General features: G+C 72.6%; 24 protein-coding genes, 1 pseudogene and 1 riboswitch. Of the genes and pseudogenes, 11 read left to right on the top strand and 14 right to left on the bottom strand.

Going from position 1 to position 25,098, the window contains the following annotated elements:
• Positions 1 to 50 precede the first annotated feature (50 nt).
• The 5 genes and pseudogenes from ACFP3R_RS06770 to ACFP3R_RS06750 all read left to right on the top strand — a co-directional run bounded on the left by ACFP3R_RS06770 (position 51) and on the right by ACFP3R_RS06750 (position 4,437).
• Positions 51 to 740: an NUDIX hydrolase gene (locus tag ACFP3R_RS06770; RefSeq protein ID WP_380633867.1), complete on the top strand. Its 690-nt coding sequence runs from the start codon at positions 51 to 53 to the stop codon at positions 738 to 740.
• A complete protein-coding gene (locus ACFP3R_RS06765; RefSeq protein ID WP_380633866.1) occupies positions 737 to 1,411 on the top strand; it encodes an LON peptidase substrate-binding domain-containing protein in 675 nt (224 codons plus the stop codon). Before ACFP3R_RS06770 ends, ACFP3R_RS06765 begins: the two co-directional genes overlap by 4 nt.
• Before the next feature lie 46 nt (positions 1,412 to 1,457).
• Entirely contained in the window at positions 1,458 to 2,174 is a 717-nt protein-coding gene (locus tag ACFP3R_RS06760) for a type I 3-dehydroquinate dehydratase (protein ID WP_380633865.1), read from the top strand.
• 250 nt (positions 2,175 to 2,424) lie between these two features.
• Positions 2,425 to 3,678: an MFS transporter gene (locus ACFP3R_RS06755; RefSeq protein ID WP_380633864.1), complete on the top strand. Its 1,254-nt coding sequence runs from the start codon at positions 2,425 to 2,427 to the stop codon at positions 3,676 to 3,678.
• Positions 3,675 to 4,437: pseudogene (locus ACFP3R_RS06750) on the top strand (putative hydro-lyase). Before ACFP3R_RS06755 ends, ACFP3R_RS06750 begins: the two are co-directional and overlap by 4 nt.
• On the opposite strand, the gene ACFP3R_RS06745 reads toward ACFP3R_RS06750, so the two are convergent.
• The 4 genes from ACFP3R_RS06745 to bioD form a co-directional block, all read right to left on the bottom strand.
• Positions 4,434 to 5,030, bottom strand: coding sequence for a DUF2567 domain-containing protein (locus ACFP3R_RS06745; RefSeq protein ID WP_380633862.1), 597 nt, complete (start codon positions 5,028 to 5,030; stop codon positions 4,434 to 4,436). The pseudogene ACFP3R_RS06750 and the gene ACFP3R_RS06745 sit on opposite strands and share 4 nt — an antisense overlap.
• 148 nt (positions 5,031 to 5,178) lie before the next feature.
• Complete coding sequence (gene bsaP / locus ACFP3R_RS06740) at positions 5,179 to 5,364, bottom strand: biotin synthase auxiliary protein BsaP (protein ID WP_380633860.1); 186 nt, start codon at positions 5,362 to 5,364, stop codon at positions 5,179 to 5,181.
• On the bottom strand, positions 5,361 to 6,377 hold the full coding sequence (bioB, locus tag ACFP3R_RS06735; protein ID WP_380633859.1) for a biotin synthase BioB: 1,017 nt from the start codon (positions 6,375 to 6,377) through the stop codon (positions 5,361 to 5,363). Before bioB ends, bsaP begins: the two co-directional genes overlap by 4 nt.
• 97 nt (positions 6,378 to 6,474) lie before the next feature.
• On the bottom strand, positions 6,475 to 7,191 hold the full coding sequence (gene bioD, locus ACFP3R_RS06730; protein ID WP_380633858.1) for a dethiobiotin synthase: 717 nt from the start codon (positions 7,189 to 7,191) through the stop codon (positions 6,475 to 6,477).
• Between the two features lie 60 nt (positions 7,192 to 7,251).
• On the opposite strand from bioD, the gene ACFP3R_RS06725 reads away from it, so the two are divergent.
• Positions 7,252 to 7,497, top strand: coding sequence for a glutaredoxin family protein (locus ACFP3R_RS06725; RefSeq protein WP_380633856.1), 246 nt, complete (start codon positions 7,252 to 7,254; stop codon positions 7,495 to 7,497).
• 1 nt (position 7,498) lies between these two features.
• Positions 7,499 to 8,179: a hypothetical protein gene (locus ACFP3R_RS06720; protein ID WP_380633854.1), complete on the top strand. Its 681-nt coding sequence runs from the start codon at positions 7,499 to 7,501 to the stop codon at positions 8,177 to 8,179.
• Here the strand turns inward: ACFP3R_RS06720 and ACFP3R_RS06715 are convergent.
• The 3 genes from ACFP3R_RS06715 to dnaE all read right to left on the bottom strand — a co-directional run bounded on the left by ACFP3R_RS06715 (position 8,159) and on the right by dnaE (position 14,281).
• Positions 8,159 to 9,442 (bottom strand): adenosylmethionine--8-amino-7-oxononanoate transaminase, encoded by a 1,284-nt coding sequence (locus ACFP3R_RS06715; RefSeq protein ID WP_380633853.1) that lies wholly within the window; start codon positions 9,440 to 9,442, stop codon positions 8,159 to 8,161. The two genes, ACFP3R_RS06720 and ACFP3R_RS06715, sit on opposite strands and share 21 nt — an antisense overlap.
• Complete coding sequence (locus ACFP3R_RS06710; RefSeq protein WP_380633851.1) at positions 9,429 to 10,664, bottom strand: cytochrome P450 family protein; 1,236 nt, start codon at positions 10,662 to 10,664, stop codon at positions 9,429 to 9,431. The genes ACFP3R_RS06715 and ACFP3R_RS06710 overlap by 14 nt, the downstream gene beginning before the upstream one ends.
• 86 nt (positions 10,665 to 10,750) lie before the next feature.
• The gene (dnaE, locus tag ACFP3R_RS06705) at positions 10,751 to 14,281 is read right to left on the bottom strand and encodes a DNA polymerase III subunit alpha (RefSeq protein WP_380633849.1); all 3,531 of its coding nucleotides are present in this window, start codon (positions 14,279 to 14,281) and stop codon (positions 10,751 to 10,753) included.
• A gap of 148 nt (positions 14,282 to 14,429) precedes the next feature.
• Between dnaE and ACFP3R_RS06700 the strand changes: the two genes are divergently transcribed.
• Positions 14,430 to 15,350 (top strand): AsnC family protein, encoded by a 921-nt coding sequence (locus tag ACFP3R_RS06700; RefSeq protein ID WP_380633847.1) that lies wholly within the window; start codon positions 14,430 to 14,432, stop codon positions 15,348 to 15,350.
• Here ACFP3R_RS06700 and ACFP3R_RS06695 read toward each other — a convergent pair.
• The 5 genes from ACFP3R_RS06695 to ACFP3R_RS06675 all read right to left on the bottom strand — a co-directional run bounded on the left by ACFP3R_RS06695 (position 15,347) and on the right by ACFP3R_RS06675 (position 21,350).
• Positions 15,347 to 16,612, bottom strand: a complete 1,266-nt coding sequence (locus ACFP3R_RS06695; RefSeq protein WP_380633845.1) for a multidrug effflux MFS transporter — start codon at positions 16,610 to 16,612, stop codon at positions 15,347 to 15,349. The two genes, ACFP3R_RS06700 and ACFP3R_RS06695, sit on opposite strands and share 4 nt — an antisense overlap.
• A gap of 83 nt (positions 16,613 to 16,695) precedes the next feature.
• Positions 16,696 to 17,583 (bottom strand): RluA family pseudouridine synthase, encoded by an 888-nt coding sequence (locus ACFP3R_RS06690; protein WP_380634231.1) that lies wholly within the window; start codon positions 17,581 to 17,583, stop codon positions 16,696 to 16,698.
• 41 nt (positions 17,584 to 17,624) lie between these two features.
• Positions 17,625 to 18,188, bottom strand: a complete 564-nt coding sequence (gene lspA, locus ACFP3R_RS06685; protein WP_380633844.1) for a signal peptidase II — start codon at positions 18,186 to 18,188, stop codon at positions 17,625 to 17,627.
• 23 nt (positions 18,189 to 18,211) lie between these two features.
• On the bottom strand, positions 18,212 to 19,528 hold the full coding sequence (locus tag ACFP3R_RS06680; RefSeq protein WP_380633843.1) for an aminotransferase class V-fold PLP-dependent enzyme: 1,317 nt from the start codon (positions 19,526 to 19,528) through the stop codon (positions 18,212 to 18,214).
• Positions 19,529 to 19,560: 32 nt separating this feature from the next.
• Positions 19,561 to 19,675, bottom strand: a riboswitch (SAM riboswitch).
• A gap of 202 nt (positions 19,676 to 19,877) precedes the next feature.
• Entirely contained in the window at positions 19,878 to 21,350 is a 1,473-nt protein-coding gene (locus ACFP3R_RS06675; protein WP_380634229.1) for a potassium/proton antiporter, read from the bottom strand.
• Positions 21,351 to 21,501: 151 nt separating this feature from the next.
• On the opposite strand from ACFP3R_RS06675, the gene ACFP3R_RS06670 reads away from it, so the two are divergent.
• A complete protein-coding gene (locus ACFP3R_RS06670) occupies positions 21,502 to 22,431 on the top strand; it encodes a M28 family metallopeptidase (protein WP_380633842.1) in 930 nt (309 codons plus the stop codon).
• On the opposite strand, the gene ACFP3R_RS06665 is transcribed toward ACFP3R_RS06670, so the two are convergent.
• Complete coding sequence (locus ACFP3R_RS06665; RefSeq protein WP_380633840.1) at positions 22,420 to 22,701, bottom strand: DUF167 domain-containing protein; 282 nt, start codon at positions 22,699 to 22,701, stop codon at positions 22,420 to 22,422. The two genes, ACFP3R_RS06670 and ACFP3R_RS06665, sit on opposite strands and share 12 nt — an antisense overlap.
• Positions 22,694 to 23,242 (bottom strand): TetR/AcrR family transcriptional regulator, encoded by a 549-nt coding sequence (locus ACFP3R_RS06660; protein WP_380633838.1) that lies wholly within the window; start codon positions 23,240 to 23,242, stop codon positions 22,694 to 22,696. Before ACFP3R_RS06660 ends, ACFP3R_RS06665 begins: the two co-directional genes overlap by 8 nt.
• Positions 23,243 to 23,588: 346 nt before the next feature.
• Between ACFP3R_RS06660 and ACFP3R_RS06655 the strand changes: the two genes are divergently transcribed.
• The gene (locus ACFP3R_RS06655; RefSeq protein WP_380633837.1) at positions 23,589 to 24,131 is read left to right on the top strand and encodes an RNA polymerase sigma factor; all 543 of its coding nucleotides are present in this window, start codon (positions 23,589 to 23,591) and stop codon (positions 24,129 to 24,131) included.
• Between the two features lie 98 nt (positions 24,132 to 24,229).
• Positions 24,230 to 24,799, top strand: a complete 570-nt coding sequence (locus tag ACFP3R_RS06650; protein ID WP_380634227.1) for an RNA polymerase sigma factor — start codon at positions 24,230 to 24,232, stop codon at positions 24,797 to 24,799.
• Positions 24,800 to 25,098 lie beyond the last annotated feature (299 nt).

Here is a 25,098-nt window from a genome sequence, read left to right as displayed (position 1 = left end):
TGAGCCAGTTTTCGCCTATCGGTCGAAAACAGGGTCGATAGTATCACCGGGTGGGTCTCGCGGGACATGAGGTGTTGGCCGCAGTGCTCCAGGTGAGAGCCGGGTCACTCCAGGTCATGCTGTGGCAGCGCGGTCGGGAACCGCACGCTCACCGCTGGTCACTGCCCGGTGGCGGCCTCGGCGACGACGAGGACGTGGAGACCTCCATCCGGCGGCAGCTGGCGGAGAAGGTCGACGTGCGGCAGCTGTCCCACGTCGAGCAGCTGGCCGCGTTCAGCAACCCGGCCCGCGTGCCCGGCGCGCGCGTCATCGCCACCGCGTTCCTCGGCCTGGTGCCCTCGCACATCGACCCCGTGGTGCCCCCGGACACCTGCTGGCACCCGGTCGACGCCCTGCCGCCCACGGCGTTCGACCACGAGGCCATCTGCGCCCGCGCCCGCAACCGGCTGGCCGCCAAGCTCTCCTACACCAACCTCGGCTTCGCCCTGGCGCCGCCGGAGTTCACCATCTCGGCGCTGCGCTCGCTGTACTCGGCGGCGCTGGGCTACAAGGTCTCCGCGACGAACCTGCAACGCGTGCTGTCCCGCCGCGGTCTCCTGGAACCCACCGGGGCCACCGCTCCCCCCGGTCCGGCGGGTGGGCGGCCCGCGGCGCTGTTCCGCTTCGTCTCGGGCGAAATGCGGGTCACCGACCCGTTCGCCGTGCTGCGGCCACCCTCCACACGTAACTTGGGACCGTGACCACGACGCTCCCCCTGTTCCCGCTGGGCACCGTGCTGCTGCCCGGGGCGTCCCTGCCGCTGCACGTGTTCGAGCCCAGGTACCGCCAGCTGACCGTCGACCTGGTGAGCGGGGCGGTGCCGGAGCGCACGTTCGGCGTGGTCTCGATCAAGCAGGGGTGGGAGGTCGGTGAGGGGGACGCGGCGGCGCTGCACCCGGTCGGCTGCACCGCCGTGCTCCAGGACGCGCAGCGGCTGCCCGACGGGCGCTTCGACCTGACCACCAAGGGGGGCAGGCGGTTCCGCCTGCTGGAGGTGGACGAGGACAGCGCGCCCTACCTGGTCGGCTCGGTCGAGTGGCTGCCGGACTCCCCGCACCCGCCCGAGGTCGAACCGCTGCTGCCGCTGCTGGCCGAGAGCGCGCGGGCCGCCCACGGCCGCTACCGCGAGGTCACCAGCACGGCCCTGCGCCTGCCCGCCGCGGACACCACCGTCGAGGACCTGGCCTACGCCCTGGCCGGCGAGTGCCTGCTCACCCTCGAAGACCGCCTGGCGCTGCTGGAGGAGACCTCGCCGGCCCGCCGGCTGCGCCTGGTGCGCCGGATACTGCACCGCGAGGCGGGCATCATCACCGCGCTGAACGCCGTGCCCGCGCCGCTGTCCGAGCTGGGGCACCTGCCCCACCGCAACTGAGCCGGTAGGATCGCAGCCCGCACCGGAACCAGGCGGGGGACTGCGGATGAACACCTTGCGGGCGCTGATCGACACCGGTGTCCCCCTCGTCGCGGTCAGCTTCGACGACCGGGGCGGGGAGCGGGCGGCCGAGGAGGCGCGGGCCGCGCGGGTGGACGTGGCCGAGATCCGCGTCGACCGCTTCGGGGACACCGGGGCGGACCACGTCCTGCGCCAGGTCGCGGCGTTCCGGGGACTGCCCGCGCTGGCCACGATCCGCTCCCGGGCCGAGGGCGGGTTCTGGCAGGGGTCCGAGCAGGAGCGCCTGGACCTCTTCCGGGCGCTCACGCCGCACGTGGACGCGGTGGACGTCGAGCTGTCGTCGCGCGCGGTCCTGGCCGAGGTGCTCGCCACCGCCCGCGAGCACGACGTGCTGTCGGTGGTCTCCTTCCACGACTTCGACCGGACGCCGCCCCTCGACGACCTGCGGGCCACGGTCCGCGACGCCCGGGAGGCGGGCGCGGACCTCGTCAAGATCTCGACCATGGCGCGCTCGCGGGACGACCTCAAGCGGTTGGCCACCGTGCTGCTGGAGGGCGACGACCTGATCGTCATCGGCATGGGCGAGGTCGGCACCGCGTCCCGGATCTTCTTCCCGGCGCTGGGCTCCAAGATCACCTACACGTTCCTGGGCGCGGCGCCCACGTCGGGACAGCTCGACTTCGAGGAGACGGTCCGCCTCATGCGCCGCTTCCACCCGGACTTCGGTCGGCGCGAGGGCTGAGTTCCGCCTGGGCACGCCCGCTCGCGCTCACCTCCCCTCGCGCTCACCCCTCCCCTTGCTCACCCTGCCCCCTCGCGCTCACCCCTGCCCCCTCGCACTCTCTCGCCACCACACCCCGGCGTCACCCACTGCGCCGCACGGGTGACTTCAGCATCCCTTCGTTGACTCGTTCGATTGCCCTCTAGTCGGATTGTTCAACAATCCCCTACCGTGTGCTCCACGGCACGACCGACCGTCGCGAGGTGACGCCATGAGTACCCGGACCACACCCACCACCAGCCCCTTCGCCTGGTTCCACAGCCTGGGCGCCAAGGGCAAGCGCGCGTTCGCGGGCGCGTTCGGCGGCTTCGGCCTCGACGCCTACGACTTCCAGGTCCTGCCCCTGAGCCTGTTCGCCATCACCGCCTACTTCGGCATCAGCCAGGCCCAGGCGGGCCTGCTCAACACCGTCACCCTGGTCGTCTCGGCGCTCGGCGGGGCGATCGCGGGCGTCCTGGCCGACCGCATCGGCCGGGTCCGGACCCTCATGATCACCGTCATCACCTACGCCGTGTTCACCGTGGCCTGCGGCTTCGCCACCAGCTACGAGATGCTGATGGTGTTCCGCGCCCTCCAGGGCCTGGGCTTCGGCGGCGAGTGGGCGGCGGGCGCGATCCTGGTCGCCGAGTACTGCAAACCCCAGTACCGGGGCCGCACGGTCGCGTTCATCCAGAGTTCGTGGGCGGTCGGCTGGGGCCTGAGCGTCGTCGTCTACACGGTCGTCTTCAGCTTCCTGCCACCGGACACGGCCTGGCGGGTGCTGTTCTGGACCGGCGCCATCCCCGCCGTGCTGATCTTCTACGTCCGCCGCAACGTCGAGGACGCGCCGGCCGTCGAGGAGAAGCGCGCGGCCAGCAGCCGCAAGGGCAGCTTCAAGGCGATCTTCCGCGGTCCGCTGGGGCACACCACCTTCTTCGCCTCCGTCCTCGCCACCGGCGTCCAGGGCGGCTACTACACCCTGGCCGGCTGGGTCCCGACCTACCTCAGGACCGAGCGGGACCTCAGCGTCGTCAACACCGGCGGGTACCTGGCGCTGCTGATCAGCGGCGCGTTCGCCGGCTACGTCACCGGCGGCTACCTGACCGACCGGCTCGGCCGCAAGCGCACCTTCACCCTCTTCGCCGCCCTGAGCGCCGTGCTGATCGTGCTGTTCACCCAGATCCCCGACGGCGCCAACGGCCTCCTGCTCCTGGTCACCTTCCCGCTGGGCTTCGCCACCTCGGCCATCTTCAGCGGCTTCGGCTCGTTCCTCGCCGAGCTCTACCCGACCGACCTGCGCGGCACCGGCCAGGGCTTCACCTACAACTTCGGCCGGGCGGGGGGCGCGCTGTTCCCCACGGCCGTCGGCTTCCTCGCGGCCGGCATGGGCGTCGGTGGCGCGATGATCTTCGGCGCGATCGCCTACGGCATCGCCGTCCTGGCCCTGCTGGGCCTCCCCGAGACGAAGGGCGTCGAGCTCCGATGACCCCGAGCACGCCGGCCGACGTGCGCGCGGCGCACACCGGTCCGACCGCCGGCCTCGCCGACGGCTACGCGCAGGCGAACCTGATCGCCGTCCCCCGCGACCGGGCCTACGAGGTGCTGCTGTTCACCCAGCGCAACCCCAAGCCGTGCCCGGTCCTGGACGTCACCGACGCGGGCGGCACGACCACGCCCCTCGCGCCCGGCGCCGACCTCCGGCGCGACGTCCCGCGCTACCGCGTCTGGGAGCACGGCGAACTCGTCGCCGAACCCACCGACGCCACCGCCCACTGGCGCGAGGACCTGGTGGCCTTCCTCATCGGGTGCAGCTTCAGCTTCGAGTCGGCGCTGGAGCGGGCGGGCGTCCCCCTCCGCCACGTGGAGCAGGGCCGCAACGTGCCCATGTACGTCACCGACGTCCAGTGCCGCCCGGCGGGCCGCCTGCACGGGCCGGTGGTGGTGTCGATGCGCTACGTCCCCGAGGACCTGGTCACCGTCGCCACCAAAGTCACCGCCCGGATGCCGGCGGTCCACGGCGCCCCGGTCCACGTCGGCGACCCGGCCGCCCTCGGCATCCGCGACCTGGACCGGCCGGACTTCGGCGACGCCGCCGACCCCCGGCCCGGCGACGTGCCGGTGTTCTGGGCCTGCGGCGTGACCCCCGCAGGCGGCGGTGGTGGCGTCGAGACCGCCGTTCGCCATCACCCACGCCCCGGGCCACATGTTCGTCACCGACGTGCCCGACACGGCCTACGTGCTCTAGCCGAGCCGACGCCCCAGGTCGTCCAACCCGTTCCACGCGGCCAGGCAGCCGTACGCCAGCGCCGTGCCCAGGGGCCACGCCAGCAAGCCCCACGACGTCTCCAGCACCGGGGCCAGGGCGATCAGGTCACCCACCGCGGGCGCGGCGTCCAGGGCGTACCGGCTGCCCGCCGTGCCGAGCCCGGTCCGCTGCGCCAGGTAGGCGGCGACCACCGAACCCAGGGTCGCCGCCACCATCACGACGGGTCCCCGCCGCTCCCGCAGCATCCACACGGCGATCCCGGTCAGCAGGCCCACGCCGAGCCCCATCAGCACGAACAGCATCAGCCCGTCGAGCCGGTGGTAGCTCTCGCCGGTCACCGGGACCAGCGAGGCGTCCGCCTGGACCACCACGTTCTGCGGCGGCGCGAGCAGGGCCCACAGCCACCCGACCGGCAGGCCGACCAGGGAGATCGCGGACAGCACCGAGAAACCGGGCAGCAGGTCGCGCTTCACCACGACCCGGGGCCGCTGCACCACGTAGTAGTACTCGTACGCGGGCGGGGGCGGCACCCGAACCGGTTCAGCCCGCTCGCCCACCGGTTGCTCAGCCACCCGCAAACCTCCCGCACCCCGATCCGACGCAGGCAGGTTACCGCGCGCCCCGGACCGCTCCGAACGTGGAACTCGGGGGTCCTGGACGTTGAACTCGGGGGTCCTGGACGTACGACACGGTGGTCCTGGGCGTACGACTCGCGCGGGTCTAGGGGGAGGTCAGGTGGCCGTGGCGGCTGCACGAGGCGGTCCAGCCGGCGGGGGTCACCTGCACCACCATGCGCCGGGCGCACTCCGCGCAGAAGCGCGGTGGGTCGATGACGCCCAGGCGGGAGGCGCAGGCGGTGTGGTCGGTCCCGTCCGCCGGCTTGCCGCAGTAGCCGCAGTAGGTCACAGCGTCTTGCTCAGTTCCTTGATCGGCATGGCCAGCTCGCCCAGCATGTCCAGGTCGTCCTGCGCGGGCCGGCCCAGGTTGGTCAGGTAGTTGCCGACGATGATCGCGTTGATCCCGCCCAGCATCCCCTGCTTCGCGCCCAGGTCGCCGAAGGTCAGCTCGCGGCCGCCGGCGAAGCGCAGGATGGTGCGCGGCAGCGCCAGGCGGAACGCGCCGACGGTGCGCAGCGCCTCGGGGCCCTCGACCACCGGGTAGTTCTCGTAGGGCGTCCCGGGGTTGGGGATGAGGAAGTTCAGCGGCACCTCGTCCGGGTCGAGCGACGCCAGCTGCGCCGCGAACTCGGCCCGCTGCTCCAGGGTCTCGCCCATGCCGATGATCCCGCCGCAGCAGACCTCCATGCCGGCCTCGCCGACCATGCGCAGCGTGTCCCACCGCTCCTCCCAGGAGTGGGTGGTCACCACGGACGGGAAGTGCGAGCGCGCCGTCTCCAGGTTGTGGTTGTAGCGGTGGACGCCCATCCCCACCAGCTCGTCCACCTGCTCCTGGGTGAGCATCCCCAGCGAGCACGCGATCTGGATGTCGTTGCCGTCCTCGCGGATGGCCTTGATGCCGTCGCGGACCTGGGACAGCAGCCGCTTGTCGGGGCCGCGCACCGCCGCCACGATGCAGAACTCCGTCGCGCCGGTCTCCGCGGTCTGCCGCGCCGCGCGCACCAGGCCCGGGATGTCGAGCCAGGCCGACCGGACCGGCGAGGGGAACTGGCCGGACTGCGAGCAGAAGTGGCAGTCCTCGGGGCAGCCGCCGGTCTTGAGCGACACGATGCCCTCGACCTCGACCTCCGGCCCGCACCAGCGCAGGCGCACCGCGTGGGCCAGCTCCAGCAGCTCGGGAATCCGCTCGTCGGGCAGCCGGAGGATCTGGAGCACCTGCTCCTCGGACAGGCCGACGCCCCGCTCCAGCACCTGCTCGCGCGCGGTGCCCAGCACATCGACCTGCTCAGGGGCTGCGGTCACGTCATCTCCTCAGACGAACGACGGCGGTGGTCCGCCGGTCAGTGTGCCGCACCGGACCCGCCCGGACCGAGCGACGTGCATCACTACGGGCGGAGCCTCAGCAGGGGTGCGGAGCGGCGAACTTCTCGGGGTCGAAGGTGCCCCCGAACCAGGGCGACAGGCCCTCCCGCGCCACCTCCAGGAACTCGTCGCGGCCCAGCAGCCCGGCCCCGTCCGGCAGCGCGCCGAGCAGCGGCGCGCCGGCCGCCTCGGGCAGGTCGACCAGGTTGGTGCGGCACGCCAGGTCGGGGTCGGCGGGCCACCGCCCCACCACCACGCCCACCGACTCCAGCCCGCGCCGCACCAGCGCCTCCGCCGTCAGCGCCGTGGTGTTCAGCGTGCCCAGCCCGGGGTGGGCCACCACCAGCACCGGCGCGTTCAGCGCCCAGGCGGCGTCGGCGACCGTGGTCCCGCCGTCGTCGAACCGCACCAGCAGCCCGCCGGCGCCCTCCACCAGCACCAGGTCGTGGGACGAGGCCAGCTCCACCGCCGCCGCGGCGACGTCCCGGGGGCTCACGGTCGGCATCCGGGCCCGGCGCGCGGCCGTGGCGGGCGCCAGCGGCTCGGGGTAGCGCCGCAACTCCCGGGTCGTGACCGGGCCCGCGAGCCGGACCACCTCGGCCAGGTCGCCGGGCGCGCCGTCGGGGATGCCGGTCTGGGCGGGCTTGAGCACGGCCACGCGCCGGCCGTCGGCCGCGGCCAGCGCCGCGACGCCGGCGACCACCACGGTCTTACCGACTTCGGTGCCTGTGCCCGTGATGACGAGGACGCTCACGGCGACTCACCCTAGGACTGCACGGAGCGTTGCCGGCCACCGCGTTCTACAGTCACCGGCATGGGTGAGATCGTCCTCTACAGTGCGAACTGGTGCGGTGACTGCCGCCGGGCCAAGGCATGGCTGCGGGAGCACGAAGTCCCGTTCACCGAGGTGGACGTGGAGCACGACGACGCGGCCCGCGACCGGGCCGTCGAGATCGCGGGCGGCCGCAGGAACATCCCGGTCCTGGTCCTGCCGGACGGCCGGGTCCTGGTCGAGCCGACCAACACCGAACTGGCCGACGCCCTCGCGCCGGGGGCCTGACGTGGGCAGCGGGAAGCGCGGGCAGCAGCCGGTCCCGCGCGGGGGTGGGACCGGCTCGACCACGCGGACCAGGGCGACGCGGGCCGGGGCCGCCCGGGCGCCGACGGCCCGGTCCGCGTCGGCGCAGGCGGCGGCCCAGGCGGCGGCCCGGAAGAACTGGTTCAACCGCCGGTCCGGCCTGGCCCGGACGGGCGTGGTGCTCGGCGGCATCGCGCTGGCCGTCGCCGGCCACTTCCTCCTCTGGTACGAGCTGATCCCCGCCATCGGCGCCCTGGTGGGCCGCGTGCCGGTCGTCTCGACCGTCACGGGCTGGCTGTTCGCCGGCGGCGCGTTCGCGGCCTGGGGCGTCGTGGCGATCAACGAGGACACCGCCCGCCCCGCCACGGTCAAGCGGCTCAGGACCACCGCCTGGAGCTGGACCGCGGTGGCCCTGCTCTGCGTCCCGGTCGGCCGCGCCCAGACCGTCGTCCTGCCGACCGACTACTGGGCGGGCGTCTTCGCGGGCGCGTACGGGATCATCGCCACCCCCCTGGCGATCGGCGTGGTCGCCCTGCTCTGGTGGCTGTTCGTCACCAAGCTGGCCGGTCGCGAGGGGGAGCCGACCAAGCCGCAGATCGGCTGGATCTGCGTGGCCTACGCGACGCTGCTGCTCGTCTGGGGCTCAACCCTGCTGCGCACCTGACGCCCCCGCGGCCGCCACCACCGCCCCGCAGATCGCCGCCACGTCCTCGTCGGTGCTGACGAACGGCGGCATCGTGTAGATCAGGTCCCGGAACGGCCGCAGCCAGACCCCGCGCTCCACCGCGGCGGCCGTGGCGGCGGCCACGTCGACGGGGTGGTCCAGCTGGACCACCCCGATCGCGCCCAGCACCCGCACGTCCCGCACCCCCGGCGCCCCGGTCGCCGGGGCCAGCCCGCCGCGCAGCCCCGCCGAGATCCGCGCGACCCCGGCCCGCCAGTCCTGGCCCAGCAGCAGGTCGACCGACGCCGACGCGACCGCCGCGGCCAGCGGGTTGCCCATGAACGTGGGCCCGTGCGCGAGCACCGGCACCTCGCCCCGCGAGATCCCCTCCGCCACGCGCTCCGTGCACAGCGTGGCGGCCATCGACAGGTAACCGCCGGTCAGCGCCTTGCCCACGCACATGATGTCGGGGCTGACGCCCGCGTGGTCGGCGGCGAACAGCTCGCCGGTCCGCCCGAACCCGGTGGCGACCTCGTCGAAGACCAGCAGCACGTCGTGGGCCAGCGTCAGCTCGCGCAGCACGTGCAGGTAGCGCGGGTCGTGGAAGCGCATCCCGCCCGCGCCCTGGACCACGGGCTCCACCACGACCGCGGCCAGCTCCCCCGCGTGGGCCTCGACCAGGTCGGCCAGCTCCTGCACGTAGGAGGTCTCCAGCTCCGCCGGGGGAGCCGAGGCGAACACCTGCTCCGGCAGCACCCCGCGCCACAGCGCGTGCATCCCGCCCTCCGGGTCGCAGACGGACATCGGCTGGAAGGTGTCCCCGTGGTAGCCGCCGCGCCAGGTCAGCAGCCGCCGCTTCGCCGGCCGCCCCCGCGAGCGCCAGAACTGGAGCGCCATCTTCACCGCGACCTCGACCGACACCGAGCCGGAGTCGCACAGGAACACGTGCCGCAGCGGCTCGGGCGTGATCTCGACCAGCCGCGCGCACAGGGCCACCGCGGGCTCGTGCGTGAGGCCGCCGAACATCACGTGGCTCATCCGGCCGAGCTGGTCGCGCACGGCCGCGTCGAGCACCGGGTGCCCGTAGCCGTGGATGGCGGCCCACCACGACGACATGCCGTCGACCAGCTCGCGCCCGTCGTCGAGGCGGAGCCGGACGCCCGAGGCCGAGGTCACCACCAGCGGCTCCCGGTCGCCCGGCATCGGCCCGTACGGGTGCCAGACGTGCTCCCGGTCCAGCTTCAGCAGCTCATCGCGGTCCACGGGGCGTGAGGTTAACCGGCAGCGAGACCAACCCGCGGATCAGCGTCCCCGGCCGCCACGGCAGCGCGTCCAGCCGCTCCGCGGGCGTCACGTCGAACCGCTCCAGCAGCGCCCCGACCGCGATCTCGCCCTCCAGCCGGGCCAGCGGCGCGCCCAGGCAGAAGTGGAGGCCGTGCCCGAACGCCAGGTGCCCGCCCGTCGGCCGGGTGATGTCGAACCGGTCGGCGTCGGGGAACTTCGCGCTGTCGCGGTTGCCGGCCAGCAGCGACACCAGCACCAGGCTGTCCGCCGGGATCACCACGTCGCCGAGCTCGACGTCCTCGGTGGTGTAGCGGAACGTGGCCTGGTTGACCGGGCTCTCGTAGCGCAGGAACTCCTCCACCGCGCCGGGCAGCAGCGACCGGTCGTCGCGCAGCGCCGCCAGCTGCTCCGGGTGGCGCAGCAGGTGGAAGACGCCGTTGGCGATCAGGTTGACCGTCGTCTCGTGGCCGGCGACCAGGAGCAGGAACGCCATGGCGATCAGCTCGCCCTGGTCGAGCCGGTCGCCGTCCTCGCTGGCGTGCACCAGCGCGGAGAAGAAGTCCTCGCCCGGGGTGGCGCGCTTGTGCTCGACCAGTTCGAACAGGTAGCCGGCCATCGCCTTGCCCGCCGCCTCGATGTCCGCGGGCTCCGAGCCTCCGACCAGGACGTTGGACCAGGCGCGGAAGTCCTCGCGCGCCTCCATCGGCACGTCGAGCATCTCGCAGATGACCGTGATCGGCAGCGGGAACGCCAGCGCGTCCACCAGGTCGAGCGGCCCCCGCCCGGCCGCCTCCCCCGCCTCGTCGAGCAACCGGTCGGTGATCTCCTGGACGCGCGGTCGCAGCTGCTCGACCCGCCGGGCGGTGAACGCCTTGGTGACGAGCTTGCGCAGCCGCGTGTGGTCCGGCGGGTCCACGTTGAGCATGTGCCGGGTCAGCGACTCCGCGAACACCCCCGCCTCGACGGGACGCGTCTGGGACAGCTCCATCACCCGCGGGAAGCCCTCGTAGTGCTTCTTGAAGCGCGGGTCGGCGAGCGCGGCCCGAGCCTCCTCGTACCGGGTGACGAGCCAGGCCCGGGAGCCGCGGGGCAGCACCACCTCGGTCGCGGCCCGCTGCTCGCGCAGCCGGGCGTGGTAGGCGTGCGGGTCGGCGAAGTACTCCTCGCCCAGCACGTCCAGACCGTTGAACTTCTCCCCCATCGAGGACCCCTTCGTGTGAGTTAACCCTGTTAACTCAAACGACCCGAGGCCCCCTCTTGTCCCCGCGGAGCACGGGTATCACCCGATCAGCCCAAGCAGCCGGGACCCAGCAATGCCTTCAAATCGCCCATCAGGGAAGGAGTCGGGCTGACCCGCAGCGCGTCGTCCAGCTTCAGCAGCGTGTTGCGGCTGCTGTTGATGACGAGGTTGAGGTGCACCTCGGTGGTCCCGGGGTGGGCCCGCAGGACCTCCTTGAGCGAGGTCACCAGCTTCGGGTCGCACCGCGAGGCCGAGACCTTCAGCTTCAGCGCCTGGGACCCCAGCTCCGACAGGTCCGGCACGACCAGGTCGTTGGCGATCAGCGAGATCCGGTCCTCCCGCTTCGCCACCCGCGCCTTGACCAGCACGATCGCGTCCTCCGCGACCGACATGCCGTGCACCACGTAGCTCTTGGGGAAGAACAGCACCTCGATGCCACCGGCCAGGTCCTCCAGCTGCGCCGAGGCCCACGGCTCGCCGTTCTTGTTCACCCGGCGGGTGACCGAGGCGAGGATGCCGCCCAGGGTGACCTGCGTGCCGTCGGGCACGTCACCCTCCAGGATGCGCGCGATCGAGGCGTCCGAATAGGACTCCAGCACCTGCTCCACGCCCCGCAGCGGGTGGCCGGACACGTACAGGCCCAGCATCTCCCGCTCCAGGGTCAGCTGGTGCTTGGACTCCCAGTGCTCGTCGGGGATGCGCACGTCGAACACGCCGACGCCGTCGTCACCCCCGCCGTCCCCGAACAGGTCGAACTGCCCGCGGGCCTCCTCCTTCTTCGTCAGCATGACCGCGTCGACCGCCTCCACGTGGACCATGTGCAGGCCCTTGCGCGGGTGGCCGAGCGAGTCGAAGGCGCCCGCCTTGATCAGCGATTCCACGACCTTCTTGTTGCAGACCGTGGCGTCGACCTTGCGCAGGAAGTCCGAGAAGTCGGTGAACCGGCCCTTCTCCTGGCGCGCCTTGGTGATCGCGTCGACCACGTTCGCGCCGACGTTGCGGATCGCGCCCAGGCCGAACCGGATGTCGTCGCCGACCGCGACGAACTCGCGCTCGGACTCGTTGACGTCCGGCGGCAGCACGGTGATGCCCATGCGCCGGCACTCGGCGAGGTAGATCGCCGACTTGTCCTTGTTGTCCGAGTTCGTGGTGAGCAGGGCGGCCATGTACTCGCCCGGGTAGTTCGCCTTGAGGTAGGCGGTCCAGTACGCGATCAGGCCGTACGCGGCGGAGTGCGCCTTGTTGAACGCGTAGTCCGCGAACGGGACCAGGATGTCCCACAGCGTCTTGATGGCCTCCGGCGAGTAGCCGTTGTCCAGCATCCCCTTCTCGAAGCCGGTGAACTCCTTGTCGAGGATCTCCTTCTTCTTCTTGCCCATCGCGCGGCGCAGCAGGTCCGCCTGGGCCAGCGTGTAGCCCGCGACCTTCCGCGCGATCGCCATGACCTGCTCCTGGTACACGATCAGGCCGTAGGTCGTGTTCAGGATGTCGGACAGGGGTTCTTCGAGCTCCTGGTGGATCGGCACGATCTCCTGCTGCCGGTTCTTGCGCAGCGCGTAGTTCGTGTGCGAGTTCGCGCCCATCGGGCCCGGCCGGTACAGGGCGATGACGGCGGAGACGTCCTCGAAGTTGTCCGGGCGCATCAGCCGCAGCAGGTCGCGCAGCGCGCCGCCGTCGAGCTGGAACACGCCCAGGGTGTCACCGCGGCCGAGCAGGTCGTAGGCCCTCTTGTCGTCCAGCGGGACGGTCGTGATGTCGACGTCGCCCTTGCCGTTGAGCGTGATGTTCTTCAGCGCGTCGTCGATCGTGGTCAGGTTGCTCAGGCCCAGGAAGTCCATCTTCAGCAGGCCGAGCGTCTCGCAGGTCGGGTAGTCGAACTGCGTGATGATCGAGCCGTCCTGGGGCCGCTTCCAGACCGGGATGTGGTCCATCAGCGGCTCCGCGGACATGATCACCGCGCAGGCGTGCACGCCCGCGTTGCGGATCAGGCCCTCCAGGCCGCGGCCGGTGTCGATGATCTCCTTGACCTGCGGGTCCGTCTGGTAGAGCGCGCGGACCTCGGACGCCTCGGCGTACCGCTTGTGCTGCGGGTCGAAAACGCCCGACAGCGGGATGTCCTTGCCCATCACGGCGGGCGGCATGGCCTTGGAGATGCGGTCGGCCACCGCGTAGCCCGGCTGCCCGTACAGCACGCGGGCGGAGTCCTTGATCGCCGCCTTCGCCTTGATGGTGCCGAAGGTGATCACCTGGGCGACCTTGTCGACGCCCCACTTCTCGGTGACGTACCGGATCACGTCGCCGCGCCGGCGCTCGTCGAAGTCGATGTCGATGTCGGGCGGGCTGACGCGGTCCGGGTTGAGGAACCGCTCGAAGATCAGGCCGTGGGCCAGCGGGTCGAGGTCGGTGATGCCCATCGCGTAGGCGATCAGCGCGCCCGCGGCCGACCCGCGGCCGGGGCCGACCCGGATGCCGTTGGCCTTGGCCCAGTTGATGAAGTCGGCGACCACCAGGAAGTAGGACGGGAAGCCCATCTGGAGGATGACGTCGATCTCGAACTCCACCTGCCTGGTGTGGACCTCGTCCACACCGCCGGGGAAGCGTCGGCGCATCCCCTCCCAGACCTCGTCGCGGAAGTAGTCGGCCTCGGTCTTGCCCTCCGGGACCGGGTAGCGCGGCATGAGGTTCTGGAAGGTGAACATGTCGGCCGGGTCGACCTTCTCGGCCACCAGCAGGGTGTTGCGGCATCCCTCCTGCCAGGCGTCGGAGGGGTCGATCGCGCGCATCTCCTCGGGCGACTTCAGGTAGTAGCCCGTGCCGTCGAACTTGAACCGGTTCGGGTCCTGGAGCGTCTTGCCGGTCTGCACGCAGAGCAGCGCCTCGTGCGCCTCGCGGTCCTCGGCGTAGGTGTAGTGCGAGTCGTTGGTGACCACGAACGGGATGGCGAGCTTCCTCGCCACGTCCAGCAGGCCGTCGCGGACCCGGCGCTCGATGTCGATGCCGTGGTCCATCAGCTCGACGAAGAAGTTGTCCGCGCCGTAGATGTCGCGCCACTTGGCGGCGGCCTCCAGGGCCTCCCGCTCGTGGCCGAGCCGCAGCCGCGTCTGCACCTCGCCGGACGGGCAGCCGGTGGTCGCCATCAGGCCCGCCGAGTGCTCGGCGATCAGCTCGGCGTCCATCCGCGGCCACTTGCCCAGCTGGCCCTCGGTGGAGGCCAGGCTGGAGACCTTCATCAGGTTGTGCAGGCCCTCGCTGGTGCGGGCCCAGATGGTCTGGTGGGTGTACGCGCCGCTGGCGGAGACGTCGTCGGACTTCTGGCCGGGGTCGCCCCACAGCACGCGCTGCTTGTTGAAGCGGGAGTCCGGGGCCATGTACGCCTCGATGCCGATGACCGGCTTGACCCCGGCGGCGGTCGCCTGCCGGAAGAAGTCGTAGGCGCCGTACATGTTGCCGTGGTCGGTGATCGCGGCGGCGGGCATCCCCATCCGCTCGCACTCGGCGAACATGTCCTTCAGCTTCGCCGCGCCGTCGAGCATCGAGTACTCGGTGTGCACGTGCAGGTGCACGAACGAGTCAGCCACGCCAGAACCCCCTTGCGGACCTGCGGGAACCCGGGTGGCGGAACCCGCCGCGCCACCGCCCGTCGCACACTAGTCCGACCGTGTCCGCGCCCACCACTCGACAGGCCGATGGCGCGGGGGTCGTGGCAGGCGGGTAGCGTTCGGAGGTGTGGTAACGCCGGACCCAGTCGACGCACGTCTGCTCGCGCTGCTCGCCGAATCGGGCCGGGCGGCGGTCCACGAGCTGGCGGCGAAGCTGGGCATGGACCCCCGTGAGGCGGCGACCCGGTTGATCACCCTGTCCGGCAGCGGGCTGCCCCTGCTGGTCGGCGTGGAGTGCGACCCGAACGGCGTGCGCGCGGCCCTGGCCAACAGCGTGGCCTGGGGCAGCTACTCCGGTCCCGGCAACCCCGGGCAGGTCCCCGGGCAGTCCTCCGGCCCCACCCAGGTCCGCGGCACGCCCAGCGGCGCGTACCCCCGGCAGGGCTCGGCGCGCGGCACGCCGTCGGGCCCCTACCCGCCGTACACCCCCGCCCAGGGCCCGCCCAGCCAGCCGTTCCCGGCCCAGCCGCCGTCGGGGCCCGTCCCGCTCCCGGAGCCGATGAGCACCTGGGGCGTGCCCGGCACCTCCGGGTGGGCGCGGGGCGACCAGCAGGGCGCGCCGCGCTCCCGCACCGGCAAGATCGGCAGCGCCCTGGCGACCGAGGGCCTGGAGGGCGCCCGGTTCACCATCCAGCTGGTCGAGGTGGTCGACCCGGCCGACTTCCTGTTCACCGCGGCGGGCTACAAGCTCGCGCCCGGCGAGCGGGCCGTGGTCGTGCACACGGAGCTGGCCAACACCGGCAAGGTGCCGTTCAACGCGCTGCCGGACATGTACCTGGTGCTGATGACCAAGACCGGCGAGACGATCGCCAAGGCGCCGGTGTCGCTGTCGTCGCGGCCGCCGCACAAGATCGGCGTGCAGCCGGGCGAGACGGCGGGCGGGCACACCGTCTACGTGCTGCCCGAGGAGACCGGGGTCTTCTCGGTCCGCTGGAGCGCGCGCCCCGAGCCCGACCTCAACACGCTGGTCTGGACGATCGACGACTAGCGCGCGGGCACCGCGGCCGACGCCTCACCGCCCCGCGCCTCTCCGTCCCGCACCTCTCTGCCCCGCGTCTCACCGTCCCGGGTGATGCCCACGTCGCCCCTGGTCAGCACCGCGAACACGACGGTGGCCAGCACGGCGGAGGCACCCATCACGGTCACCATCGGCAGCAGGCTGGCCGACCCGCCCGCGCCCACCAGCGGCGCCATCAGCCCGCCGACCAGGAACGTGAGCACGCCCAGCACGGCCGAGGCGCTGCCCGCCGCCTCCGGGTGCCGCGACATGGCCAGCGTCGAGGCGTTCGGCATGAGCAGGCCGACGCCGATCGTGAGCACGAACAGCGGCGGCAGGAACGTGGCCAGCCCGCCGTCCAGCGCGGCGCCGACGACCAGCCCCACCCCGCCGACCGCGGCGCCCGCCAGGCCGGTCTTGAGCAGCGGGCGCGGCATGATCCGGCCGGTGAGCCTGGTGTTGAGCACGCCGGCCAGGAAGATGGCCACCGAGTTCGCCGCGAACACGTAGCTGAACTGCTGCGCGGTCAGCCCGAACACGTCCTGGAGCACGAACGAGGCGCCCGCGACGTAGGCGAACAGCGACCCCAGCGCCAGGGACGAGGCGAGCACGTAGCCGAGGAACTTCCGGTCCGCCAGCAGCCCGCCGAACACCCGGAGGGTCAGCAGGAGGTTCGCGGGCCGGCGCCGGTCCGGCGGCAGGGTCTCCGGCAGCGTGAGCGCGAGCAGGACCAGCAGCACCAGACCGAGCAGCGCCAGCACCACGAACGTGCCGCGCCAGCTGGTGAACCGCAGCAGCTGGCCGCCCAGCACCGGGGCGAGCACCGGGCCCATCCCGTTGACCATCATCATCAGCGACATGAACCGGGCCATGGCCAGGCCCTCGAAGCGGTCGCGGGCGATCGCCGCGGCGACCACGAACCCGGCCGCCACGCCGAGGCCCTGGAGCAGCCGCAGGCCGGAGAACGCGAGCGCGCCCGGCGCCGCCGCGCAGACCAGCGACACGAGCACGTAGCCGCCGAGCCCGACCAGCAGCGGCCGGCGGCGGCCCCACGAGTCGGACAGCGGTCCGACCAGCAGCTGGCCCAGCGACAGGCCGATGATGAAGGTCGTCAGCGACAGCTGGACCTGGGACCCACCCGTGCCGAACTCCCGGGCCATGTCCGGGAACGCGGGCAGGTAGGTGTCGATCGAGAGCGGTCCCAGGCTGCACAGCGCGCCCAGCAGGGCGGCCAGGCGGGTCTTGTTGTCCATGTGTCCGTCCCCCGGTTTCTCCGGTAAAAGCTTCGCAAGACGAAGCAACCGCGGGGCGGCGTTATGGCTCAGGTCACGCCGACTCAGTGACCTTCGTCGCGGAGCAGCTCCAGGGAGTTCGCCAGGTCGGCCGGGTACTCGCTGGTGAACTCCACCCACCGGCCGTCGGCCGGGTGGTGGAAGCCGAGCATCCGGGCGTGCAGCCACTGCCGGGTGAGACCCAGCCGCTTGGCCAGCGACGGGTCGGCCCCGTAGGTCAGGTCGCCCACGCACGGGTGGCGCAGGGCCGAGAAGTGCACCCGGATCTGGTGCGTGCGACCGGTCTCCAGGTGCACGTCCAGCAGCGACGCGGCCCGGAACGCCTCGGCCACCTCGTAGTGGGTGATGCTGGGCTTGCCGTTGGCCATCACGGCGAACCGGTAGTCGTGCTTGGGGTGCCGGTCGATGGGCGCGTCGATGGTGCCCTTGATCGGGTCCGGGTGGCCCTGCACCAGCGCGTGGTACAGCTTCTCGACGGTCCGCTCCTTGAAGGCGTGCTTCAGGGAGGAGTAGGCGCCCTCGCTCTTGGCGACCACCATCACGCCGGTCGTGCCGACGTCCAGCCGGTGCACCACGCCCTGCCGCTCGGCGGCGCCGGAGGTGGCGATGCGGATGCCCGCCGCGGCCAGGCCGCCCACCACCGTGGGCCCGGTCCAGCCGGGGCTCGGGTGCACGGCCACGCCCACCGGCTTGTCGACCACGATCACGTCGTCGTCCTCGTGCAGGACCTCCAGGCCCTCCACGGGCACGGCCTGCACCTGGACCGGCCGCTCGGGCTCGGGGAGGGTGACCTCCAGCACCGAGCCGGCGACCAGCCGGTCGGACTTGCCCGCCGGGTGCCCGTCCAGCACCACGTCGCCCGACTCGGTCAGCGCCGCCACCGCGGTGCGCGACAGGCCCAGCAGCTTGGCCAGGCCCGCGTCGACGCGCATACCGTCCAGGCCGTCCGGCACGGGCAGGTTGCGGTAGCCGCTCACTTCTTCTTCTCCACCTTGGTGCCGTCGTAGTCGCGCTGGAGCAGGGCCATCAGCACGATGACGCCGCCGCCCACGCAGATGGCCGAGTCGGCCAGGTTGAACACGGGGAAGAAGTTGCCCCACGGGTCGAGCACCGAGATGAAGTCGACCACGCCGCCCCGCAGCGGGCCGGGGGCGCGGAACACCCGGTCGACCAGGTTGCCCATCGCGCCGCCCAGGATGAGCCCCAGGCCGATGGCCCAGCCGACCGACCGCAGCCGGCGGGCGATCCACAGGATGAAGCCGACCACGCTGAACGCGATCAGCGCGAGGATCACCGTCCAGCCCTCGGCCAGGCCGAACGCCGCGCCGGTGTTGCGGATCAGCGGCAGGTAGAGCAGGCCGCCGAGCAGCTCGACCGGCTCCCGGCCCTCCAGCCGCTCCACCGCCAGGACCTTGGTGCCCAGGTCGAGCGCCAGCACGAGCGGCGCGATGACGGCCAGCAGGGCGACGCGGCGCTGGGGCAGCGGCGCCTCCGGTTGGTCCGCGGCGTCGGACTCGGTGTTGGGCTCAGTGCTCACCCGGCCATTGTCCAGCATCCCCGTCAGCGCAGGAACGGCGGGAGCGGGCGCACGTCGTCGACCGGCGCCCACCGACCCTCCCTCAGTTCGTACTCGAACCGCGAACCCTCGGTGACGAGCCGGCGCAGCGCCTCGACGAACCGGTCCACGTGCTCCTCGGTGGTGCCCAGCCCGATCGAGGCGCGCAGCGCGGGGCCGCCGGCCAGCCGCTGGACGGCCACGTGGGCGCAGAACGCGCCGTCGCGCACGCCGATGCCGTGCTCGGCGGACAGCGCCGCCGCCAGGTAGCCGACGTCCTGCGCGCCCACCGTGAAGCCGACCACGCCCACCCGGTCGTGCCCGGCCCCGAACAGCGACAGCTCCGCCACGCCGGGCACCGACCGCAGGCCGTCCCGCAGCCGCGCCAGCAGCACCCGCTCGTGCTCCAGCGTCTGCGCCCAGTGCCGCGCCAGCACGTCGCAGGCGGTGGCCAGGGCGTGCGCGCCCACCACGTTGGGGGTGCCCGCCTCGTGCCGCTCGGGCCCGTTCGACCAGGACACGCCCAACCGGCCGCCGCGGTCGGTGACGCGGGCCGTGGCCCCGCCGCCCACCAGGTAGGGCTCGGCGGCCCGGAGCCAGTCCGACCGGCCGACCAGCGCGCCCGCGCCGAACGGGGCGTACAGCTTGTGCCCGGACACCACGGCGTAGTCGACGTCCAGGGCCCGCAGGTCGATGGGCCGGTGTGGCGCGAGCTGGGCGGCGTCCAGGACGACGCGCGCACCGCGGCGGCGCGCCACCCGCACCACCTCGGCCACCGGCCACACCTCGCCGGTGACGTTCGACGCGCCGGTCACCACCACCAGCCGCGGCCCGACCGGCGCCTCGCGCAGCGCCCGGTCCAGCTCCAGCACCGCCGCGGCCGGGTCGCCGGGCGTCCGCAGCCGCCGCACGTGCGGCCCGCGCCACGGCAGCAGCGCCGCGTGGTGCTCGGTGTCGAACAGCACCACCGCCGTCCGCCGCGGCAGGGCCCTGGCCAGCAGGTTCAGCGCGTCGGTGGTGTTGCGGGTGAACACGACCGAGTCGCTGTCGCGCGCGCCCAGGAACCGGCGCACCGCCTCCCGCGCCTGCTCGTAAACCCGCGTCGACACCTGTGAGGCGAACCCGGCGCCCCGGTGCACGCTCGCGCACCAGGGCAGCAGCTCGTCGACGGCGTCCCGCACCTGCTCCAGGCAGGGCGCGCCGGCCGCGTGGTCCAGGTTCGCGTACTCGACCCGCTCGCCGGTCAGCACCGGCACCCTCAGCGAGGCGCCCACCGTCCGGGGCAGACCGGCACCGACGACAGGGGAAACCGCAACGGCCACGAGACCCTCCGGGAGTCCGGGACTCCACCGGAGGCCCGCGCTTGCCGCACGCCCGACGCGCACGACCAGGTCCTCACCGGGGGCACCCCACCGCGGTTGGAGGGTTGCCGGCCAGCAAGCCCGGGCTTGTCACTGGCACTCATGACCTTCCCCACCACCCTAACCCCACCCCCACCACCCCACCACCCATCCCACCCCCTGAGACCGCGAGTCGTACGCCCAGACCCCGCGAGTCGTACGTTCAGGACCCCCGAGTTACACGTTCAGGCACCCCGCAGGGTGACGCGAACGCTGAATTCGGGGGTCCTGGACGTACGACACGACGGGCGGGAACGTACGACTCGCGGGGTCAGGGCAGGCCCGCGTCGCCCTTCCAGCGGGCGAAGCGACCGGCCCGGTCCACCGCCCGGATCCGCTGCTCCGTGGCCGTGCGCACGACGTCCGTGCACACCACCAGCAGCTGGTCGTGCTCCTGCAACCGCGTGGTCGGCTGGGGCGTGAACCCCTTGTCGCCCCGCACCACCAGGCTCACCGAGGACCCCGGCGGCAACCGCAGCTCGGACAGGTACACGCCGTGCAGCTGGGACCCCCGCTGGATGCGCACCTGGAGCAGCTCCGCGCCCAGCTCGTCCAGCGCCGACGAGTCGACCTGCACCTCCAGCGCCTCACCCGACCGGACCAGCTTCAGCCACTTCGCCAGCCACGGCAGCGTCGTCCCCTGCACCACCGTCAGCACGACGACCAGCACGAACACGGCGTCCACCAGCCGCTGCGCCCCCGGCACCCCCTGGATCAACGGGATCAGCGCGAACACGATCGGCACCGCGCCCCGCAGCCCCGACCACGAGATGAACACCTGCTCCCGCCACGGCACCCGGAACGGCAGCGCCGCGCACAGCACCGACAGCGGTCGCGCCACCAGCACCAGCACCCCGCCCGCCACCAGCGCCGGCACCACCGCGTCGAGCAGCCGACCGGGCGAGGCGTACAGCCCGAGCAGCACGAACAGCCCGATCTGGGACAGCCACCCCAGCCCCTCGGCGAACGACAGCGTGTCCGACCGGTGCGGCAGCCGCGCGTTGCCCAGCACCAGCGCCGAGATGTAGACCGCGAGGAACCCGGACGCGTGCGCCAGGTCCCCCGCCGTGTAAGCCAGCACGCACACCGCCACCGTGGCCAGCGGGTACAGGCCGGTCGCGGGCAGCGCCGCCCGGCGCAGCCCCACGCCTCCCAGCCACCCCAGCGCGAGCCCGATCAGCGTGCCCGCGACCAGCTCGTAGCCCATCAGCAGCGGCGCGGTCCAGGTGATCGGGTCCGGCGCCGCCAGCAGCACGACGGCGATGTACACCGGCGCGTCGTTGATGCCGGACTCCAGCTCCAGCGGTCCGATCAGCCGCTTGCCCACGCCCACCCCGCGCAGCACGCTGAACACCGCCGCCGCGTCCGTGGACGACAGCACCGCGCCCCACAGCAGCGCCGTGCGCCAGTCCATGTCCAGCAGCAGGTGCAGCCCGAACGCGGTGACCGCGATGCTGACCCCGACGGACACTGTGGACAGTGCCACGCCCAGCCCCAGCGCGGGCCGCACGTCGCGCCACCGCGTGGTCAGACCGCCCTCGGTGAGGATCAGCACGAGCGCGACCGTGCCCAGCGACCGGGTGAGGTCCGCGTCCTCGAACTGGATGCCCAGCACCGCCTCGCCCAGCAGCACGCCGATGCCGAGGTAGAGCAGGAGCGACGGCAGGCCGAGCCGGATCGACAGCCGCACCGCGACGACCGAGAGCAGGAGCACCCCGGCGGCGACACCGAGGAAGCCCGTCACACCACCCACTCGACCTCCTGTCGTCACGCGTCGCGGTCATTCTCCCCGTTGTCGCCGATCTGGACTAATCAGGCACCAGCCGAACGACGCTACCGGCGGCGCGCCGACCAGGGCACGGTGGGAGAACCTCCACTTCCCTGCGGGAGAAACCGTGAAACTGCGAACGATCTCCGTCGTGCTGGTCACCGCCGGCGCGCTGCTCGGTTCGGGCTCGGCCACCGCCGCCCCGGCCGGCCCCGACATCTCGGTCGCCACCCTCCAGGCCGACCTCAACCAGCTCCAGTCCATCGCCACCGCCAACGGCGGCAACCGGGCGCACGGCAGGCCCGGCTACCTGGCCTCGGTCAACTGGATCAAGTCCAAGTTGGACGCCGCCGGCTACACCACGCGGGTGCAGTCGTTCACCCGCAACGGCGTCGTCGGCTACAACCTGATCGCCGACTGGACCACCGGCGACGCGAACAACGTCATCATGCTCGGCGGGCACCTCGACAGCGTCACCGCGGGCCCCGGCATCAACGACAACGGCACCGGCTCCGTGAGCCTGCTGGAGGTGGCCCTCGCCGTCCGGTCCACGGGCTTCCGGCCGAGCAAGGGCTTGCGCTTCGCCTGGTGGGGCGCCGAGGAGCTGGGCCTGGTGGGCTCGACCTACTACGTCAACTCGCTGTCCACAACGGACCGGTCGCGCATCCGGGCGTACCTGAACTTCGACATGACGGGCTCGCCGAACCCCGGCTACTTCGTCTACAGCGCCTCCGGCCAGCCGACGGGCTCGACGGAGCTCCAGCAGGTCATCCAGGGCTACTTCAGCGGTATCGGCGTGCCGACCGAACTGACCAGCGTGGGCGGCAGGTCGGACCACGCGGCGTTCGCCCGCGCGAGCATCCCGGTCGGTGGCACGTTCACCGGCGCCGAGGGCATCAAGACCTCCGCGCAGGCCCAGAAGTGGGGCGGCACCGCCGGCCAGGCGTTCGACCGCTGCTACCACCGCTCCTGCGACACCACGGCCAACATCAACGCGACCGCGCTCGACCGCAACGCCGACGCGATCGCGCACGCGGTCTGGACGCTAGCCGCCTAGCAACCGCTCCAGCACCTCCGGAGCGGCGGCCGGGGCGGGGTCGACCTGCACGACCTTGTCCCGGCCGCGCTCGCCGGCCACCACCGCCACGTCCCGCGCCCGCACACCGAAAGCCCTGGCCAGCGCCTTGCGCACGGCCTCGTTCGCCCTGCCCTCCACGGCCGGCGCGGCGACCGCCACGATCAGCGCCCCCTCACCCCACCGCCCGCCGACGACCTCCCGCCCAGCCCCCGGCTTGACCCGCACCGAGAACCGGAACGCCTCACCCACGGCTCGTCACCAGGGCCAGGGTCTCCTCCAGCAGCGCCCGCCGCGCCGCCACCACGTCCGGCGCGGCCGCCAGCAGCTGCGCCTGGCCCAGGTAGACCGAGTAGGCGAGGACGGCCCGGTGGCGCGCCGCGTCGCCGGTGAAGCCCAGGTCCCGGAACACCGCCCCCAGGTAGTCGATCCGCCGGGCGGTGACCCGGGCCAGCACGGGAGCCACGACCGGGTGATCCTTGGCCGCGAGCACCGCCAACTCGACCGAACTGTGGTCCACCGCCTCCAGCACGGTGCCGAACAGCAGCCGCAGCCGCGCCGCGGGCCCCTCCACCGACTCCACCAGCTCGATGACCGCCTCGGTGTGCTCCCGCTCCCAGCGCTCCACGGTGGCCCTGAGCAGGGCTTCCCGGTTCGGGAAGTGCCAGTAGGCGCTGCCCTTGGTCGCACCCAGCCGCGCCGCCAGCGGCTCCACCGCGACCGCGGCGACCCCACCCTCGGCCAACGCCCGCAGCGCCACCCCGGTCCAGTCGTCCGGCGTCCTCCGCTTCACCCTTCCGCACGCTACCGTACGGTCCCGTACGGAGGGGCGGAACGTGACCAGGGACGTCCACACCCACCAGGTCCCCGACCCCGCCGAACTCGTCGACCGCCCCCAGCGCTGGGCCCCTGACCTGGCAACACGCGATCCGCCCGCCGCACGACGCCCTGATCGAGGACCTGCCGGACAACGCCGCCCGAGCCGCGGACCACCCACCCGCTCACCCGAACAGGTGGTCTCCCCGGGCCAGGTTGCCGCGCGCCGCGGCCAAGAGGAGGGTCTGACCGGATTTCCTCCACAACCCCGGGTCCCGCCCGTCTACCCGTTACCGGGCGCAGACCACGAGGGAGGAGGGTTCGTGACGGCGGAAGACCCCGACGACCACGCAGCCACCTTCACCGACTTCTACCACCGCGAGCGCACGCGCCTGTTCAGGTTCGCGGCGGTCGTGTCGCCGCACCTGGACCACGAGTCCGCGGTGCAGGAGGCGTTCGTCAGCGCGTGGCGGCACTGGCCGGCGATCGCGGCCACGTCGAGGCGTGCTTGGCTGGTGAAGGTGATCCGCAACCTGCTCGTCGACCAGGCGCGCAGGTGGGAGAGGCCGAGCGAGCTGACCGACGAGGTCCGCGGCGCCCACCGGGTCCTGGTGCAGCGGCACCGGGACCCCGAGGCGTGGCACGAGCTGACCAGCACCCTGGCGGCCGTGGCGCGCCTGCCGGACCACCAGCGCACCGCCCTGGTGCTGCGGTTCTGGGATTTCGACGACGACGAGATCGCCGAGGTGCTGGGCTGCCGGCGCGAGTCGGTGCGCAGGTACGTGTCCGAGGCGAGGTCGCGGGTCAGCGACCGGGTCGGCAACCAGGAACGCCGGGCCCGGGGACGCGGGAGGGGAACGAGATGACGGACGAGCTGGACCCCCGGTTGGACCACCTCCGGGCAGAGCTGTCCGAAGCGATCCCGGACGACCCCGACCCCGACGAGCTGGGAGCAGCGGCGATCATGGCGCAGGCCCCGTCCCCCCACGACCGCCAAGCCACCCTCGTCACCGCGGCCCAGGCCGGCGACCACGAAGCCCTGAACGCCCTGGTCACCGAGCTGACCCCGCTGGTCTGGCACGTGGCCAGGGGCAACGGCCTGGACCGCTCGACCGCCGAGGACGTCGTGCAGACGGTCTGGCTCAGCCTCCTCCGCCACCTGGACCGCCTCCACGAACCACGGGCCGTGGCGGGCTGGCTGATCGTCGCGACCCGCCGCGAGGCGCAACGGGCGTGGCGCGACCAGAACGGCCGAGCGGCCCTCTCCACCGACTCGGCCCTGGACATGCCGGACGACCGCTGGCTACCGGAAGCGGAAGCCCTCCGCGACGACCGCGACCGCCGCCTCTGGCAAGCGTTCGGCAGGATGACGCGCAAGTGCCAGGAACTCCTCCGCCTCACCGTGCTGGCGGGCCGCGCGGAGTACCGAGCGGTAGCCGAAGCCCTCTCCATGACCAGGGGCTCCATCGGCCCGACCAGGGGCAGGTGCCTCAACACCCTCCGCCAACACCTGGAAGACGACGACCTGTTCTGAACCGGGCCACGAACGCGGAACTCACCCGTCCCGAACGTTCGACACGGTGGTCACGAACGTTCGACTCGCGACCCGAACACACAACCAGCCGGTCCCGAACGTGCAACTCACCAGTCCTGAACGTACGACTCGCCCGACCCGAACGTACGACACGCCCGACCTGAACGTACGACTCGCGAGGAACACACGGGACCACGTGGTGACGGCCACCGGCCGACGAGGCCCGATTTGACATGGGTTCGAGTGCCATAGGCTGGTCGCAGCCGGCAGGCTCGGCGGGACGCTTTACCCCGCCGTGC

This window comes from Saccharothrix lopnurensis (genome assembly GCF_042658445.1).
In the GTDB taxonomy this organism is placed as follows: Bacteria; Actinomycetota; Actinomycetes; order Mycobacteriales; family Pseudonocardiaceae; genus Actinosynnema; species Actinosynnema lopnurensis.
This window is presented reverse-complemented; position numbering and strand designations above follow the sequence as displayed.

What these genes read in the sequence shown, in the direction of transcription:
- ACFP3R_RS06760 (WP_380633865.1), top strand. Translation starts at nt 1,458, where the DNA reads ATGAACACCTTGCGGGCGCTGATCGACACCGGTGTCCCCCTCGTCGCG.
- ACFP3R_RS06755 (WP_380633864.1), top strand. Translation starts at nt 2,425, where the DNA reads ATGAGTACCCGGACCACACCCACCACCAGCCCCTTCGCCTGGTTCCAC.
- ACFP3R_RS06725 (WP_380633856.1), top strand. Translation starts at nt 7,252, where the DNA reads ATGGGTGAGATCGTCCTCTACAGTGCGAACTGGTGCGGTGACTGCCGC.
- ACFP3R_RS06710 (WP_380633851.1), bottom strand. Translation starts at nt 10,664, where the DNA reads ATGGGGGAGAAGTTCAACGGTCTGGACGTGCTGGGCGAGGAGTACTTC.
- ACFP3R_RS06695 (WP_380633845.1), bottom strand. Translation starts at nt 16,612, where the DNA reads ATGGACAACAAGACCCGCCTGGCCGCCCTGCTGGGCGCGCTGTGCAGC.
- ACFP3R_RS06690 (WP_380634231.1), bottom strand. Translation starts at nt 17,583, where the DNA reads ATGCGCGTCGACGCGGGCCTGGCCAAGCTGCTGGGCCTGTCGCGCACC.
- ACFP3R_RS06650 (WP_380634227.1), top strand. Translation starts at nt 24,230, where the DNA reads ATGGCGCAGGCCCCGTCCCCCCACGACCGCCAAGCCACCCTCGTCACC.